Origin of the sequence: Fusobacterium perfoetens (assembly GCF_021531475.1) — a bacterium.
In the GTDB taxonomy this organism is placed as follows: Bacteria; Fusobacteriota; Fusobacteriia; order Fusobacteriales; family Fusobacteriaceae; genus Fusobacterium_B.
This window is the reverse complement of record NZ_JADYTX010000042.1, coordinates 1-18318: the sequence shown is the minus strand read 5'-3', so window position 1 is coordinate 18318 and position 18318 is coordinate 1. Positions and strand designations below refer to the sequence as shown.

Genomic DNA, 18318 nt, shown 5'->3' with positions numbered 1-18318 from the left:
AAGTCCAATAGAATATAGGAAATTTAAAGAAAAAAATGTTGATAATTAAATTGAGTACTTGACAGGGTACAGATCAAAGTTATTTTTTATTTTCCATTTGCAAAACAAGCTTCTGAAACATATGAAGGATTATTAAATGATATAAGACAAAAAGTAGTATATTATACTGGAAAATTAGCTAGTGAAAATAGAGTGGCTTCACAATTAGATTTTAAAAATAATAAAAGAAAAATAATGTTAGCTACTAAAGCTTTTGGTATGGGGATCGATATACCAGACATAGAACAAATTTATCATTATGGATTAAGTGGAGATCTTGCAGATTACGTGCAAGAAGTAGGAAGATGTGCTAGGAAAAAAGAAACAATAGGAATAGCTGAAATAGATTTTAATAGAAAGGATTTAAAATATCCAAAGATATTAAGAGGACTTTCTGGCATAAAACAATGGCAAATGAGGTTAATTATAGAAAAACTTTTTGAATTATATAAACTTAATAAATATAAAGCAAATTTTTTAGTATCAATAGAAAGTTTTTCACATATTTTTACAGAAAAGGAAAAAGATTTAGAAAAAAAAGTAAAACAAGCTTTATTTTTTTTAGAGAAAGACTTACATCAGAAATTTACATTTCCTGTTGTTATTGCAAGACCAAAAGCATTTTTTTCTTCACTATATGTTGTTATAAATGATAATAATGTATCTGATATTTTAACAGAAGAAAATAAAAAGTATTTTAAAAAGATTATGGATAAAAAACAAAATATAAGAATTAGAAGAATTTATACTTATCAAAGAACAGAAGAAGTGGTTATTTCTGATACTGGAGATATTTATGAATTTTCAACTTCAAAATATTGGGAAGATAAATATGAAGATAGAAGTTATCCTATGTTTATAAGAGAATTTTTTGAAGGAAAAATTTTTGATCCAGAACATTTAAGTCAAAGGATTAGATTAAAAATAGAACTGGTTAAAGGTAGCGAAGAAGTATTTAACGAAATAGAAAATTATTTAGAAAATATATTTACTGTTTTAACTAAAAGAAAAGGTTACTTTACTAAAGAGGAACTTGAAGAAGATGTTGCAAAATTACTAATTGGTAAAAGTAGTCTTTTTATAAAAAAAATAACAAATATAATTCTTACTTATACATTCTTTGGAACTGCCTACAGTAAAGCTGGTAATAAAGATGGAGAAAAATTTTTGCGTATAACAAAAGATCTAGAAAAAGGAGAAGATAGATATATTCTTGTTAGAGGAAATTTTTCTAAATTTAGAAGTAGTATTATTAGAAATTTTATAGAAATGTTTGATAAAGATAAAGATGAAAAAGATTTTGTAAAATTTTTATCAAGAGATTCAAAATATTTAGAAGTTGCAAACCTAATTCAAGCTTTAGAATTGGGAACTTTTGAGGTTATAGGTGGAAGTACACCTAAAATTTTTATAAGAATTAATGAGCCTGCAAAATTAGAAAGTTTAGTAAAAGGAAATAGATATTCAAATTCAGTTTTATCTTCAATAGAAAAATCAGGAAAAAGAGCAGATAAGATTTTGGAAGAATTTTTTACACAAAAAATGAATAATACAGAAAGATGGGATTTTATAGAAAGATATTTTTTAGGAAGAATTTAGAATAAATATTTTACTTAATAATGAAATAAAAAATACCAATCAAGAAAAGATTTCTAAAGATTGGTATTTTTATTTGTAGAAAATTAGAGAAAAAAATAAAAATATGGTAAAATAAATATATAAACACAAAAAGTATCTAGGGAGTAAATATGACAAAATATAAAATTTTAGATATTTTAATAAAAAATAAAGGGAATTTCATTTCTGGAGAGATGTTAAGTGAAGAATTAAATGTTTCTAGGACAGCTATTTGGAAAGGAGTAAAATCTTTAAAAGATAAAGGATATAATATTATCGGTGTAAATAACAAAGGATATTGTTTAATGGAAGATAATAATATATCAGATTATGAAATAAAAAATACAATAAAATGTCAAGAGATAGGAAAAGAAATTTTATATTTTAAGCAGATAGATTCTACTAATACTTATTTAAAAAAAGAGTCTGAAACTTTAGAACATGGTTGTGTAGTTATTGCTGAGGAGCAAATTCATGGAAGAGCTAAAAATTCTAAGACTTTTTATTCTCCTAAAGAAAATGGAATTTATATGAGTATATTACTTAAAAAAAATATTTTTTCAGATTCTTTAAAACTTTTGACACTGACAGTTTTTTTAGCAGTTATAAAAGGAATTAAAAAAACAACAGGATTAGATCCTCAAACAGACTGGAATAGTATTTTAATAAATGATAAAAAAGTAGCGGGAATTTTGATTGAATGTAGTCTTGAATGTGATACTAATAATGTAGAAAATGCAGTTATAGGTATTGGGATAAATGTTAATAATCAAAATTTTCCAAAAGAGTTAAAAGATAAAGTGACTTCTCTAAGGATAGAAACAGGAGAAGAAATAAATAGAAAAGATTTAATTTGTAATATTTTGGAAGAGATTGAAAAATTAATTTGTGATGAAAGATATATTTTTGATAGAAAGAAAAATATTTCAGAGTATTGTCATTACTTTAAATTTTTAAATAAAGATGTGTTGGTAAGTAGTAGTAACAGAAAAATTTCAGGAAAATTAATAGAGATAAATGAAAAAGGCGGAGTAGTTCTTCTAAAAGAAAATAATAAAAAAGAAGTTCTTTACAGTGGAATAATAAAAGAGCTAAAAAATATGTAAGATTTATCAGAGGAACTATTAAAAATTTGATAGTTCTTTTATTTTTTTGTTGACAGTTATTTTTAATTAAAGTATAATATTTTTAATTTATACTGTATACAGTATCTTAAGGGAGGGGCTATGAAAAATTTAAAAATAACAGAAACAGCTTTTAGAGATGGGGCACAATCATTAATAGCAACAAGACTTACAACTGAAGAAATAATGCCAATAATTGAAAAAATGGATGAAGCAGGATTTTATTCAATGGAAGTTTGGGGAGGAGCTACATTTGACTCTTGTATAAGATTTTTAAATGAAGATCCTTGGGAAAGATTAAGACTTATCAGAGAGAAAGTAAAAAAGACAAAATTACAAATGCTAATAAGAGGTCAAAACTTATTGGGATATAAGCATTATGCAGATGATGTGGTAGAGGAATTTGTAAAAAAATCAATAGAAAATGGAATCGATATAATAAGAGCTTTTGATGCTTTAAACGACTTTAGAAATCTAGAAACAACAATAAGCTCTGTAAAAAAATATGGAGGACATTGTCAAGGGTGTATAGCTTATACAATAAGTGAAGTTCATACAATAGAGTATTATGTAAAAAAAGTAAAAGAACTTGAAATGATGGGAGTAGATTCAATCTGTATAAAAGATATGGCTGGAATACTTTTACCAGATGTAGGTTACAAACTTGTAAAAAGAATAAAAGAAGTTACTCGTCTTCCTCTTGAATTACACACACATTGTACAACAGGAATAGCAGAAATTTTATACGCAAATGCAATAGAAGCTGGAGTAGATATAATAGATACTGCTATGTCACCATTTTCTGGTGGAACATCACAACCAGCAACAGAAGTGTTTGCAGAGATTTTAAAAGATACAGAAAGAGATCCAAAACTTAATATGGAAGTATTAGGTGAGATAGCAGATTATTTAAAAGGTGTAATAGATAAATATAGAAAGAATGGAATAATGAATCCAAAAGTAATGGAAACAGAACCAAGAGCCTTAATATATCAAGTACCTGGAGGAATGTTATCAAACTTAATGTCTCAATTATCAGGTCAAAATGCAATGGATAAATATGAAGAGGTATTAAGAGAGATACCAAAAGTAAGAAAAGATTTAGGATATCCACCACTTGTAACTCCATTATCACAAATGGTAGGAACACAAGCAGTATTTAATGTGTTGATGAAACAAAGATATAAAGTAGTACCAAAAGAGATAAAAGATTATGTAAGAGGATTATATGGAAAATCTCCAGCACTAATAGATCCAGAGGTGCAAAAAATAATAATAGGAAATGAAGTTCCGACAACATGTAGACCAGCAGATAAAATAGGTCCAGAGTTGGAAAAATATAGACAAGAGATAGGAAGTTTAGCTCATTCAATGGAAGATGTGTTAAGCTATGCCCTATTCCCAGAAAATGCTAGAAAATTCTTAGAAAATAAATATAATCCAAAACCAGCGAAAAAAATACAAGAGATAAATATATTTCTACAATGGTAAAATAAAAGATAAATATATTTTAAATAGGAAGTGATGAAAGATATGCTAGATTTTTTTAAAAAAATATTTGGAAGTAAAGAAAAAGTAGAACAAGTTGAAATAGCAAGTCCAAGATTAAAAAAAGAAAAATTGACACTTGAAAAATTAGAAGCAGAACCAGAAATGTTGGTAGCTGCTATGATAGCTACAATAGCTACTGCTGGTGACCAAGATATTTCAAATTATAGAATTAGAAAAATAAGAAAGTTTTAAATAATATTTAAAAATATATTTACACTCTCTACCTTAATTATTTAAGATGGAGAGTGTATTTTTTCATATATGGAATTATTAAAGGGATTTTTTGTTGATATATATTGGATATTATCTTAAAATATGTAGTATATCAAAAAATTAATCAGGGGGAAAAATGTATAGAAAAAATGGTTTAATTTATGCAGTTTTGGCATCAGTACTTTGGGCAATAGTAAATCCAGTAATTAAAACAGGGCTTAGCTATGAAATGACTCCAATAAATTTTGCTGGGCTTAGATTTACATCAGTTGGGATAATTTTATTTATATATACTTGGCATAAAGGAATGTGGGAAGAGATAAAAGAAAACAGAAAATTATTTACCCTACTTATTATAGTAAATATTTTTCTGGGATATGCCTCTTTTTATATAGGGGTAAATTTGGTAGATGGTGCAATCTCATCAATAATAATGGGAACAACACCTTTTGTTAATATTATTCTTAGTCATATTATGACTGAAAATGATAAATTGAATAAGCATAAAATAATAAGTATACTTATAAGTTTAGCAGGACTTTTAATGATAGTTGGAGTAAAAGGAAGTGGAAATCCAATAGGTGCAATTGGTTTCGTAGGAATTGGACTTTTATATATGAATATTATTTTCCAAGGTTATTCAGCTATAAAAGTTGCAGAGTATAAAGCTAATATAGATCCAATATTTTTAAATGCTGTTCAAATGTTCTTTGGAGGATTTTTATTATATCTTACAGGAGTGGGAATTGAAGGATATAGAAATTTTATAGGAAAGCCAATGGGATTTTATTTAAGTCTCGGAACTTTAGTATTTGTTTCAGTGTTTGCTTTTAGTTTTTGGTTTATGGCTTTACAAGATAAAAATACAAAAGTTTCAGAAGTAAATATGTGTAGATTAATAAATCCAATTTTAGGAGCAATTCTTAGTTGGATTATGCTTCCAGATGAAAAACCTACTTTCAATACAGTTGTGGGAATGATAATAATAGTATTTTCGCTAGTTTTTTATTTTAAAGGTAAAGAATATTTTGAAAAATCAAAAAAATAAAATGAAAAAAAGCTAACTATGAAAAAAGTTAGCTTTTTTATATGTATAATTTTTAGAATTATAAACTTATTTAGAACAAAAAAAACTTAAAAAAAATATTTTTTAAAAAAACTATTGACTTTTTTAAATATATTGAGTAGTATTATTGTATACAATATTCTGAATAATATATTTAAAAGTTATCTAAATAACAAAAAGGAAGGTGGAAGTATGTTTAGTAAAAAAGTTCTTATAACAGCATTATCAACTTTAGCATTAGCAGTATTTACAGGGTGCGGAGGAGATTCTTCAAAAGAAACTAAAGCTCCTGGTGAATGGGAATGGGAAAGAAAAGTAGAAATCATCTGTCCTTGGGGTACTGGTGGAGGAGCAGATACTACTACAAGAACATTTGCAACTGCATTAGAAAAAGAATTAGGAGTACCAGTTGTAGTTAATAATAGATCAGGGGCTGGAGGAGTATCTGGAATAGAGTTTGGAGCAAAACAACCAGCAGATGGATATACATATATAATGGCGACTCCGTCTCCAATGCTTGCCCAAATATCTGGAGCAACAAATTATGATGTATATGGAACTCTTCAACCATTAGTACAAATGGTACATGACTGTAATATATTTGTAACAAGTGCAAAATCTCCATATAACAATTATGAAGAATTAATGAAATATGCTGAAGAAAATCCTGGAAAAGTAAAAGCAGGAGTTATGACAATAACAGGACTTGATGCAGCTTGTGTTATGAGTGCTTTTGGAGATAAAATAGAACCAGTAGCATATACTGAAGGATCACAATTAAATGCAGACGTTATTGGTGGACACGTTGGAATAGCTTGTGTTGGACCAGCTGAAGTATCAGCAATGGTAGCATCAGGAGACATGAAAGTTTTATTCTCAGCAACAGAAAAACCATTAACATTACCTGGATATGAAAATGTTAAATGTGCTGCTGATTTAGGAATCGATTGTTTCTTTGGACCATCAAGAGGAATCTTCTATTTAAAAGGAACTCCTGAAGAAGCATTAAAATCTTTTGAGGCTGCAGCAGAAAAAGCTTTAGCAAGTGACTTCTTTAAAAATTGGGCAAAAACAGAAGGGTTAGACCAAAGACAAGGTTGGTTAAACAGAGCTGATTTCAAAGCACAATGGGACGAAGATTATAAATCTTTAACAGAACTTTTTGGTAAGAAAAACTAGTTACTAGATGAGGATGCGGAACAAATCTGAGGTGTAGTTCTCTACACCTCTTTTTTATAAAAGGTAGGTGAAAATTTTGGATATTTTATTCTCAGTAGGGTTGATTATATTTAATATTTATTGTTTCTTCTTAGTCGGAGCAGAATCTCCAGCACCAACTCCAACAGAGTTAGGAGCAGCATTTTGGCCAAGAATTATAATAGTTTTAATGGTAGGACTTTTAATTTCAAATATAGTTAGTACAATAAAACAAAATAAAGGAAAAGAAAAAGAGAAAATAGATATTGTTGGATTTTTCAAAAGTAAACTATTTTTAGGAATGATACTTATAGCAGCAATGACTTTGGTAATGCCATATATAGGATTTGTAGCTAGTTGCTTTTTATTCTTAAGTGCTTATGGAGCATTATTAGGAGAAAGAAAAATAGTAAAACTTCTTGTATTTTCTTTAATTATTACCTTTATATTATATGCAATTTTCCAAGGATTACTTGATATAAGACTTGAAAGAGGAATTGGAATATTCCGTAACTTTGCATTATCATTAGAAACTATAATTCTTAACATAAAAAGGGGGTTATAAAAGATGTTTGATTTGTTATTTACAGGATTAAAAATTATATTAACTCCAAGTACATTTTTGTTGATTACAGCAGGAACAATATTAGGTGTTATTTTTGGTGCTTTACCTGGTGTTAGTGCTTCAATGGCAGTAGCTTTGGCTTTACCATTTGCTTATGCAATGAATCCAGTTATTGCAATAGCTTTCTTAGTTGCAGTTTATTGTGCTTCTATTACAGGTGGAGGAATTACAGCTATCCTATTTAAAATTCCTGGAACACCTTCAAGTGCTCCAACAACATTTGATGGTTATCCAATGGCTCAAAGAGGGGAAGCTGGAAAAGCTTTAGGATTTTCACTAGTGGCTTCAGCAGTTGGAGGAATGGTAGCAGCTTTTGCAATGGCACTTATATCTCCACAGTTATCAAGTATAGCTTTAAAATTTGGACCATCAGAACTATTTGCTGTTTCATTCTTAGGACTTTCAGTTTTATCTTGTCTTGATAGTGATAATATAGTAAAAACTTTGATTTCTGGACTTTTAGGATTATTCTTAGCTTGTATAGGAATGGACCCAATGCTTGGTATAGCGAGATTTACTTGGGGAAGTTCAACACTTCTTTCTGGAATAGAAATGATTCCTGTAATGATAGGACTTTTTGCTGTAACAGAAGTTTTAAAACAAACTGGTAAACCTAGAACAAAATTAGAAAGTGTTTCTAAAGATGATGGAGATGGAAAAATAAAAACTGTTTTACCTGGATTTAAAGAAATTTGGGCTACAAAAGCTACTATGACAAGAGCTTCTATACTTGGAACAATAGTTGGAATTTTACCGGGAGCAGGAGCAACAATAGCTTCTTTCCTATCATATGCTATAGAGAAAAAAGTTTCAAAAAGGGCAGATAAACTTGGAACAGGAATTGCAGACGGAATAGTTGCTTCAGAGGCTGCTAATAATGCTGCTACTGGAGGATCAATGGTACCATTACTATCTTTAGGAATCCCTGGTGGAAACGCTGCAGCTATTATGATGACTGCTCTTGTAATTAAAGGGGTTCAAATAGGACCATTATTGGTAAAAACTCAACCAGATTACTTAGCATCTGTATTTGGATCTATGTTTGTAACTAATATTGTAATGGTTATCGTTGCAATGGCAGTAGCTAAAGTATTTGCTAAAATTTTAGCTGTACCTTATACAATATTAGGACCTGTAATTGTAATGCTTGCTACAATTGGTGCTTATGCTTTAAAAAATAACTCTGGTGACGTATTATTAATGGCAACTGCAGGAATAATAGGATATTTATTTGTTAAATTAAAATATAATTCAGCTGCTCTTGTTCTTGGATTAGTATTAGGACAAATGAGTGAATCTAACTTTAGAAGAGCTTATACATTAACAAATGGAAGTTTAGCTACAATATTTACAAAACCAATCACAGCTGTTTTAATGACTGCTTGTGTAATAATGTTAGTTTATCCATTAATAAAATTTGCATTAGAAAAGAAAAAATAGAAATAACTGAAAATAAAATATTCTTTTCTTTTAAAATCTCAATAAATAGAAAAATAAATATTTAATTGAAATAAGAGAAAAGGGAAAACTTTTCTCTTATTTTATTATAAATTTTGATAACTATATTGACAAAAGTTGTAAAAAGAGTTAAAATTCTAATATAAATACTGTATACAATATTCTGTAAACTGGAATATTTTAAGGAGGAAAGATGATAGGCGTTTGTGGAAATGAAAAAGATTCTGATGTTTTAGTAACAGTTGATCTTGATTTTCAAGGAATAGAGATAACAATAGAATCTAAGTTAAAAAAAATGTTTGGAAAATTAATGGAAAAAGCAGTAAGAGAAGTTTTAGAAGATATGAAAGTTGAAAATGCAAAAGTTTTAGTTCAAGATTTTGGTGCATTGGATTTTGTTATAAAAGGAAGAACAAGAACAGCTATAAGAAGAGCTATGAATGGAGGGGATAAATAATGGCAATTAGAAGATCAAGAAGAACAATGATGTTTGCTCCAGCAAATAACCCAAAAATGTTAGTTACAGCTCATCTATATGGACCAGACTGTGTTTTGTTTGATTTAGAAGATGCAGTAAAATATTCTGAAAAAGATGCAGCAAGAGATTTACTTGCTGAGGCTTTAAAAGTAGTGGACTACGGAGATACAGAGATATTTGCCAGAATAAATCCACTTTATACAGAGTTTGGAAAAGATGATGTAAAAACTTTAGTTCCTGCTGGACTTAGAAATATGAGACTTGCTATGACAGAAACTCCAGAACAAATAAAAGAGCTAGACGAACTTCTTACAGAAATAGAAAAAGAAAATGGAATAGAAGTAGGTTCTTGTAAAATACAAGCATCTATTGAAACTCCAAAAGCTGTAATGAATGTATTTGATATAGTTAAAGCATCTCCAAGAATTGTAAGCGTATCTTTTGGAGCAGAAGACTATACAAGATGTCTTGGAGCTACAAGAACTAAAGAGGGAACAGAGATATTTATGGCTAGAAATATGGTATCAATGGCTGCTTCAATAGCTGGAATCGATGCAATAGATACTGTTTGGTCAGACTTAGCTGATGTGGAAGGATTTAAAAATGAAATAAAATCTTCTATGAATCTTGGATTTGCTGGAAAATCTTGTATTCACCCTTCTCAAATAAAAATAATTCACGATGTATTTACTCCTAGTAAAGAGGAAATTGAAAAATCTTTAAGAATAGTTGAGGCTGCAGCAGCCGCAGATATTAGTAGAGGTGGAGTAATAACAGTTGATGGAAAAATGGTTGATATACCTGTTATTTCAAAAGCAGAAAGAGTGGTTAGACTTGCTAAAGCAGCAGGAGTTATCAAATAAAGAGGAGATGAATTAGAGTGGAAATAAAAACATTAATAAATAAAGTAAATAGAGAAATTCCTAGTTATATTGAAGGGTATGGAGAGGTTAAACCTTATGCTGGACCATTTGCAACAGCTCCTTGTGGAGAAAGAAGTTCTGTAAAATTATCTTGCTCAAAACCTGGAGATAGCAAATTGGTGGCTTCAATAAGAGAGGCTTTAGAAAAATGTCAAATAAAAGATGGAATGACAATATCTTTCCACCACCACCTAAGAAATGGTGATTATGTTTTAAATATGGTAATGGATGAAATAGCTAAAATGGGAATAAAAAATCTTAATTTAGTAGCTTCATCACTTACAAAAGCTCACGAACCTTTAATCGAACATATAAGAAACGGAGTGGTTACAGGAATAAATACTTCTGGTCTTAGAGGAGAGATTGCAAAAGAAATATCTAAAAATAATATTTTGGGAAAACCAGTTGTATTTAGAACTCACGGTGGAAGAGGAAGAGCAATTGAGGCAGGAGAATTAAAAATCGATATTGCATTTATTGCTGCACCAGCTTGTGATCCAATGGGGAATATGAATGGTTGTGAAGGAAAATCAGCTTTTGGTGCTATGGGATATCCAATGGTAGATGCTGAATATGCTGATAAAGTTGTTGCAATAACTGATAATCTAGTAGAATTTCCATTACAAAAAATATCAATACCTATGATATATACTGATTATGTTGTAGTTGTAGATTCAATAGGAGATCCAGAACAAATAGCAACTGGAGCTACAAGAATTACAAAAAATCCTCAAGAACTTTTAATAGCTGAAAATGCTGCAAAAGTTTTAATAGCAAGTGGAGCTATAAAAAATGGATTTTCTTTCCAAGCTGGTTCAGGTGGATCATCACTAGCAGTATGTAGATTCTTAAAAGAATATATGAAAGAAAATGAAATAAAAGGATCTTTTGTTTCAGGTGGAGCAACTGGATATTTAGTTGAACTTTTAGAGGAAGGATATTTTAATGCTATTTTAGATACTCAAAGTTTTGATGGAGTAGCAGCAGCATCTGTTGCAAAAAATGCAAATCATTTAGAGATGTCATCTTCAATGTATGCTAATCCACACAATAAATCTTGTGTAGCTCATCAACTAGATGTAATGATACTTTCTGCAACAGAAATTGACGAAGATTATAATATAAACTCACTAACAGGTTCAACAGGAATGATAATGGGAGCTGTTGGAGGAGCACCAGATACAGCAGCAGGGGCAAAACTTACTTTAGTAGTGGCTCCAACAATGAGAAAAAGAATACCAATAATCACAGATAAAGTAACAAATGTTGTTACACCTGGAGAAACAGTTGATATTTTAGTAACAGAGAGAGGAATCTGTGTAAATCCTAACAGAAAAGATTTACAAGAGGCTTTAGATAATGCTGGAATAAAAACAAAAACAATAGGGGAGCTTAGAAAAGATGTAGAACATCTAACAGGTACACCAGAAAAAACAGAGTTTGGAGATACAATAGTTGGAGTTATAGAATATAGAGATGGAACTGTAATAGATGTAATAAGACAAGCTAAATAAATTTAGATAAACACTGGTTTGCTACTTTGTAGTAAGCCAGTTTTTTTTGCATTATTTTATTTTTTGAAGTATAATATTTTTATAAAAAATATTGATTAGAGGTTGTGAAATGCGTGAGAGAATAAATATAAGCGACAATATTTATATAAAACTTAAAGAAAAATTTATGACTGGTGAGCTTGATTTTGGAGATAAAATAGTAGAATTGGATTTATGTGAAAAATTAGAAGTGAGTCGTACTCCATTGAGAGAAGCTATAAAAAAATTAGAGATTGAAGGAATAGTTGAAAGAACTCCTAATGGAAGAATAAAAATTACTGATATGGATGAGAAAAAAATAGAGGAGATTTTTCAAATAAGAATAGCTTTAGAAGATATTATTTATGATAAAATAATGTCTAAACCAGTTGATAAAGAACTAATAGAAAAATTAGAGGATAATTTAAGATTAACAGAATTTCAAATATCTTGCTCTAATTGGAAAGAAACAAAAAAACTTTTTACAGACTATACAAAAATTTTGTATGATTACTCAGATTTAGAGTTTACTTTGAAAATTTTAAAAAGTTATACATTTATTCTTGGAAAATTAAGAATAAAATCTTTGGGAAAAGAGGAGAGAATAAGAGAGGCATTTGAAGAGCATAAAAGCATTTTAAAATTTATGATAGAAAACAACTTAGAAGAGGTTAAAAAAGTTAATAAAAAACATCTTCTTAATTCTAAAAAGTCAACTATTCAATATTTTAAGGAAAGAATAAAATAACATATAATTTTTTTTAATTAAAAAATAAAATAACACTTTTTCTAAAAAAATTTTCAAAAAAATATATACAAAAAATAAAAGTTGGTATATAATTTATCTATAATAATTTTTTAGAGAGGAGAACTTTTATGGAAGGATTCAATCAATTGTTAAAAGGGGAAATAGATGATTTTCGTGAATTGGGGCACAGATTTCTAAAAAAAGAAGTTTCAATAGGTGACTTTAAAGGTAAGTCTGGAGGTATGGGAGTTTACGCCCAACGTGGTGGAGAAAAATTCATGATTAGACTTCGTACTAATTCAGGAGTTCTTCCTTTAGCACACCTAAAACTAATAGTATCATTTTTAGATAAATATGATATCAAACGTTTACATTTAACTACAAGACAAGCTATACAACTACACGATTTGGGGATCGATGATGTATGTGATATAATGGACGAGGCAATAGACCACAATCTTTATACTCGTGGTGGAGGAGGAAACTTCCCAAGAAACGTTTCACTTTCAGCTATGTCTGGAGTGGAAAAAGGTGAGTATTTTGATGTGACACCTTTTGCTCTTGAAGTTGGAAAATACTTAATGAGTCAAATAACAACTTATAAATTACCTAGAAAATTAAAAATAGCATTTTCTTCAAGTGATAAAGATGGCGCTAACGCAACTTTAAATGATTTAGGATTTATGGCAACTGTAAAAGATGGAAAACCATATTTCAGATTATTTATAGCAGGAGGATTAGGAGGAAACCCAGCTCCAGCTCTTCATTATGAAAAATTAGTAGAACCAAAAGATATTCTTTATCATGTAGAGGGAATGACACAACTTTTCATAGCAGAGGGAGATTATCAAAATAAGGCAAAAGCAAGAACTAGATATATCCCAAGAAGAATGGGTGTAGAAGCTTTTATAGAATGCTACGAAAAACACCTAAAAGAAGTAAAAGAAAAATTAAACTTAGATGTAAATATACCTGTTGAGTTATCAACTACTTTAGAGAAATATTCTCATAAATTAGAAGAAAATAGTTGTGTAATTCCTCAAAGACAAGATAATCTATATTCTATGGTATTACATCCAATGAATGGACAACTACCAACAGAAACTTTTAAAACTTTAGTAGAATTTTTGGATAAAAATCCAAATACAGAAGCAAGACTTAGTATGACAGAAAGTATCTATGTAAGAAATCTTACTGAAGAGCAAATTAAAGAACTTTTGGAACTAACAAAATCAGTAAGAATGCTTAATAAAGTTCAACAAAGTGTAAGCTGTATAGGTGTTCCAACTTGTCAAATGGGAATAGAACAAAGTCAAAAACTTTTAACAGAGATATTAACTTATTTAAAAGAAAATAATATACCTGAAGAGTTATTACCATCTATTCATATTTCTGGTTGTCAAAACTCTTGTGCAAGACATCAAGTTAATGAGATTGGATTTGCAGGAGGAAAAAGAAAAGTTGGAGATGTGTTAGAAGATGTATTTGACTTATATATTGGAGGAATTTTCAGCAGAGAAAAAACTGAACTTGGAGAAAGAATTGGAACAATTATAGCAAGAAATATTCCTAAATTTATAGGAGAAGTTGCTGTTAAACTTGACCAAGAAAAAATCTCATTTAGACAACTTTTAGAAAGAAAAGAAGAGTTTTTAACTATAGTAAAACCATATTTAATTTAGTATAAAAATTAGAGAGGACTAAAATCCTCTCTTTTTTCTTTTTAAGTAATTGACTAAATAATATAAATATGATATCATTTATTTATAAATTGTATACAATTATTCAAAAAGAACGGAGGGTAAAATGGTTAAACTATATGAAGATGGAATTTATTTATTAAATGGGAAAAATATTGTAACAGAATATAATATGTCAAAAGAAGAGGCTAAAAAGGGAACAATAGCTTATTCTATTTTAAAAAGTCATAATACAAATTCTAATATGGATAATTTGAAAATAAAGTTTGATGCTATGGCTTCTCATGACATAACTTTCGTAGGAATAATTCAAACAGCAAAAGCTTCAGGAATGAAAAAATTTCCTCTTCCATATGTATTAACTAATTGTCATAACTCGTTATGTGCTGTGGGAGGAACAATCAATGAAGATGACCATATGTTTGGTTTATCTGCTGCGAAAAAATACGGGGGAATTTATGTTCCGCCACACATAGCTGTAATACATCAGTTTATGAGAGAAAAATTTGCTGGTTGTGGAAAAATGATTCTTGGCTCAGACTCTCATACAAGATATGGGGCTTTGGGAACTATCGCTATTGGGGAAGGTGGCGGAGAATTAGTAAAACAACTTTTGGAACAAACTTATGATATAACTTATCCAGAAGTTATTGCTATTTACTTAGATGGAAAACCAAAACCTTGGGTTGGACCACAAGACATAGCTCTTGCAATAATAGGAGCAGTTTTCAAAAAAGGATATGTAAAAAATAAAATAGTTGAGTTTGTAGGACCTGGGGTATCTAGTATGACAACAGATTTTAGAAATGGTGTTGATGTAATGACAACTGAAACTGCTTGTTTATCTTCAATTTGGAGAACAGATGAGGATACTAGAGAATTTTTAAAAACTCACAAAAGAGAAAATGAGTACAAAGAATTAAATCCACAAGATGTAGCATACTATGACGGTTGTGTCTATGTTGATTTAGATACAGTTAAACCAATGATAGCTCTACCATTCCACCCAAGTAATGTATATGAAATTGATGAACTTAAGAAAAACCCATATGAAATATTAAAAGCTGTTGAGGAAGAGGCTTTCAATATAACAGGAAAGAGAATTTTATCTCTTACAGATAAAATAGTAGATGGAAAAATTATGGTTCAACAGGGAGTAATTGCAGGTTGTGCTGGAGGAAATTATACAAACTTAGTAGAGGCGAGAAATTACCTAAAGTATAAAAGTTGTGGAAATGGAGAGTTTTCACTTTCTATCTATCCATCATCTCAACCTGTATTTACAGAACTTTTAAAACAGGGAGTTATTACAGATTTAACAAATACTGGGGCGATAATAAGAACGGCTTTCTGTGGACCTTGTTTTGGAGCAGGAGACACACCAGTAAATAATGGTTTAAGTATCCGTCACACTACAAGAAATTTCCCAAATCGTGAGGGATCAAAACCAGGAGTAAATCAAATGTCAGCAGTGGCTTTAATGGACGCAAGATCTATTGCTGCAACAGCTTTAAATGGTGGAATTTTAACTTCAGCAGAGGAAGTTTACAAAGAACATCAAGTACCTGAATATAAATTTGATGAAACTTCTTATGAGAATAGAGTATTTTATGGATTTGAAAAAGGAGATTTTGAAAGTGAATTAAAATATGGACCAAATATTAAAGATTGGCCAGAGATGAGAAATTTAGCAGATAATATTTTATTAAAAGTTTGCTCTAAAATAATGGATCCAGTAACAACAACAGATGAGCTAATTCCATCAGGAGAAACATCATCTTATCGTTCAAATCCATTAGGACTTGCAGAATTTACACTTTCAAGAAGAGACCCTGAGTATGTAGGAAGAGCTAAAGAAGTTGATAAACTTGAAAAAGATAGAGCAACAGGAAATATTTCAAATGAAATAAAAGTTGTAATAGAAAAAATAAATAAAATATCTGGACAAGAAAAAATAAATCTTGATGATATTCAAATTGGAAGTACAATATATGCAATAAAACCCGGAGATGGATCAGCTAGAGAACAAGCTGCATCTTGCCAAAGAGTCTTAGGAGGTTTAGCAAATATTTCAAAAGAATATGCAACAAAACGTTATCGTTCAAATTTAATTAACTGGGGAATGATACCATTTATAATGGAAGAAGAGGCAAAATTTGAAATAAATGATTATATCTATGTTCCTAATATAAAAGATACTTTAAATGGAGATATGAAATCAATAAAAGCTTATGTTATTTCAGATGAAATAAAAGAAATAAATCTTTCAATAAGTTATCTGACTGATGTGGAAAAAGAAATAATAAAAGCTGGTTGCTTAATAAATTACAATAAGAAATAAAAAAAATAGCTACACCTGAAATCTTAGAAATAAGATTAGGGTGTAGTTTTTAATTGGGAAAAATGATATAATATTTTTTAGAATTATAAGAGAGGTGAAAAATTTTGTCTGGAAAAATAAATTTTTATTATGGAGTTGTTGGCTCAAGAAAATCATCAGAACTTTTACTTACAGCTCATAGAAATAAGAGTGTAGGAAAAAAGGTAGAGGTATTTCAACCTTATAAAAATGAGAGAGATGGTCATGTAGTATCTAGTAGAGCTATGGAATATACAATAGAGGCTGTAGTGGTAGATGAAAAATTTAATTTTTATGATTATTGTAAATCTCATGAGCTTGACTTGATATTGGTAGATGAATTTCAATTTTTGGGAAAACATCATTGTGATCAACTGGTTCAAGTAATGATAGATTTTGATATAAATATATTCTTGTATGGTCTTATGAGTAATTTTAGAGGAGAATTATTTCCTACGGTAGCTTATATGTTGCCATATGTTACAACTTTAAATGAAATAAAAACTGTCTGTGGTCATTGTGGAAAAAGAAAGGCTACAATGAATGTTATGATTGGAGATATGGAAGCAGATAATGATGGAATATCAGTAGGAGACCATTATAATGGTGTATGTGCAGTATGTTATAAAGAACTTACAAAAAATAAAAAATAAGAGTTTCGGCTCTTATTTTTTATTTGAAATATTTAGTTTTATTCTCTAAAATAAAATTTATTGCAGATTTTATTTCATTTTTTTCTAGATTTTCCTCTTTTGTTAAAAGATAAGTTTCTCTTTCAAAAAATGTTCCATCTGGTTTTGACATTGGATAAAAAAATAAGGAATTAAAATTTTGAATATGAATTTTAGGTAGAACTGTCCAACCTATTCCATTTTTCGCCATTTCAAGAGAAGCCTCTGTTGAATCTACTTTTATTACTTCAAATTTTTTATCTTTTCCTAAATGAAATTTAGCCCATTCTTCTAAGTAAAATTTAGAATAAACTACATTTTTTGTTTCATGTTGTATATATGGAAGAGATTGCAATTTTTCAGCATCAAAGGGAAAATTGGTTATTATTCCATATGGTTCTGAATTGACAATATATTTAACATCTCCCCAAGCCCCATCGCCTCTTAAAAGAGCCAGTTGAATTTTATTTTCTTTTAACAGAATAGGAAGTTCTGAAGAAGAAGCTCCCGTCTTTAAATTTATTTTTATATCAGGATATTTTTCTTTAAAATCGTGAAGAATCGAAGCTAATTTATATTTAGCAACAGTGGTACTTACGCCAATATTTATAGTTTTTTCATTTTCTAACTTTAAATTATTGATATGCTTTTTCATAAGTTCATATTCAAGCAACATTTTTTTAGAATATTCAGCTAAATATTCTCCCTCTTTTGTAAGTACTACACCACTAGAGTGTCTTACTAAAATATTTACTCCTAATTCTTCCTCTAATTTATTTAATCTATAAGTCAGAGCAGGCTGAGAAGTATATAATTTTTCAGCTGTTTTTGTGAGACTTAACTCTTCAGAAATAGTTTTTATTATTTCCCAATCTTTAAAATCCATAAGTTTTCTCCATAAAAAATTTTATTAGATATAAAAAAATTTTAACCTAATGGTGATCTGTACCCTGTCAAGTACTCAATTTAATTATCAACATTTTTTTCTTTAAATTTCCTATATTCTATTGGACTTCT

16 protein-coding genes are annotated in these 18318 nt (G+C 29.2%); 15 read left to right on the top strand and 1 reads right to left on the bottom strand.

Going from position 1 to position 18318, the window contains the following annotated elements:
- Positions 1-72: 72 nt before the first annotated feature.
- From I6E15_RS08835 to I6E15_RS08765, 15 genes are all read left to right on the top strand, one after another.
- Positions 73-1638, top strand: coding sequence for a helicase-related protein (locus tag I6E15_RS08835; RefSeq protein ID WP_328222090.1), 1566 nt, complete (start codon positions 73-75; stop codon positions 1636-1638).
- A 149-nt stretch (positions 1639-1787) separates the two neighbouring features.
- Positions 1788-2762 carry a biotin--[acetyl-CoA-carboxylase] ligase gene (locus I6E15_RS08830; RefSeq protein ID WP_235247441.1) on the top strand — a complete coding sequence of 325 codons (975 nt, stop codon included), beginning with the start codon at positions 1788-1790 and terminating at the stop codon, positions 2760-2762.
- Between the two features lie 120 nt (positions 2763-2882).
- Positions 2883-4271 carry an oxaloacetate decarboxylase subunit alpha gene (locus tag I6E15_RS08825; protein ID WP_235247440.1) on the top strand — a complete coding sequence of 463 codons (1389 nt, stop codon included), beginning with the start codon at positions 2883-2885 and terminating at the stop codon, positions 4269-4271.
- A gap of 42 nt (positions 4272-4313) precedes the next feature.
- The gene (locus I6E15_RS08820; RefSeq protein WP_235247439.1) at positions 4314-4523 is read left to right on the top strand and encodes a hypothetical protein; all 210 of its coding nucleotides are present in this window, start codon (positions 4314-4316) and stop codon (positions 4521-4523) included.
- A 157-nt stretch (positions 4524-4680) separates the two neighbouring features.
- Positions 4681-5592: a DMT family transporter gene (locus I6E15_RS08815; RefSeq protein WP_235247438.1), complete on the top strand. Its 912-nt coding sequence runs from the start codon at positions 4681-4683 to the stop codon at positions 5590-5592.
- A gap of 210 nt (positions 5593-5802) precedes the next feature.
- A complete protein-coding gene (locus I6E15_RS08810) occupies positions 5803-6789 on the top strand; it encodes a tripartite tricarboxylate transporter substrate binding protein (protein ID WP_235247437.1) in 987 nt (328 codons plus the stop codon).
- Between the two features lie 76 nt (positions 6790-6865).
- Positions 6866-7372: a tripartite tricarboxylate transporter TctB family protein gene (locus I6E15_RS08805; RefSeq protein ID WP_235247436.1), complete on the top strand. Its 507-nt coding sequence runs from the start codon at positions 6866-6868 to the stop codon at positions 7370-7372.
- 3 nt (positions 7373-7375) lie between these two features.
- Positions 7376-8872: a tripartite tricarboxylate transporter permease gene (locus I6E15_RS08800; RefSeq protein ID WP_235247435.1), complete on the top strand. Its 1497-nt coding sequence runs from the start codon at positions 7376-7378 to the stop codon at positions 8870-8872.
- A 211-nt stretch (positions 8873-9083) separates the two neighbouring features.
- On the top strand, positions 9084-9347 hold the full coding sequence (gene citD / locus I6E15_RS08795; protein ID WP_235247434.1) for a citrate lyase acyl carrier protein: 264 nt from the start codon (positions 9084-9086) through the stop codon (positions 9345-9347).
- Positions 9347-10231, top strand: coding sequence for an HpcH/HpaI aldolase/citrate lyase family protein (locus I6E15_RS08790; protein WP_235247433.1), 885 nt, complete (start codon positions 9347-9349; stop codon positions 10229-10231). The genes citD and I6E15_RS08790 overlap by 1 nt, the downstream gene beginning before the upstream one ends.
- Before the next feature lie 23 nt (positions 10232-10254).
- Positions 10255-11805, top strand: coding sequence for a citrate lyase subunit alpha (citF, locus tag I6E15_RS08785; RefSeq protein WP_235247442.1), 1551 nt, complete (start codon positions 10255-10257; stop codon positions 11803-11805).
- 109 nt (positions 11806-11914) lie between these two features.
- The gene (locus I6E15_RS08780; RefSeq protein WP_235247432.1) at positions 11915-12571 is read left to right on the top strand and encodes a GntR family transcriptional regulator; all 657 of its coding nucleotides are present in this window, start codon (positions 11915-11917) and stop codon (positions 12569-12571) included.
- A gap of 128 nt (positions 12572-12699) precedes the next feature.
- Complete coding sequence (locus tag I6E15_RS08775; protein ID WP_235247431.1) at positions 12700-14253, top strand: nitrite/sulfite reductase; 1554 nt, start codon at positions 12700-12702, stop codon at positions 14251-14253.
- A gap of 124 nt (positions 14254-14377) precedes the next feature.
- Positions 14378-16612, top strand: a complete 2235-nt coding sequence (locus I6E15_RS08770; protein WP_235247430.1) for a hydratase — start codon at positions 14378-14380, stop codon at positions 16610-16612.
- A 104-nt stretch (positions 16613-16716) separates the two neighbouring features.
- On the top strand, positions 16717-17283 hold the full coding sequence (locus I6E15_RS08765; RefSeq protein ID WP_235247429.1) for a thymidine kinase: 567 nt from the start codon (positions 16717-16719) through the stop codon (positions 17281-17283).
- A 19-nt stretch (positions 17284-17302) separates the two neighbouring features.
- Here I6E15_RS08765 and I6E15_RS08760 read toward each other — a convergent pair whose 3' ends face one another.
- Positions 17303-18187, bottom strand: coding sequence for a LysR family transcriptional regulator (locus I6E15_RS08760; RefSeq protein WP_235247428.1), 885 nt, complete (start codon positions 18185-18187; stop codon positions 17303-17305).
- Positions 18188-18318 lie beyond the last annotated feature (131 nt).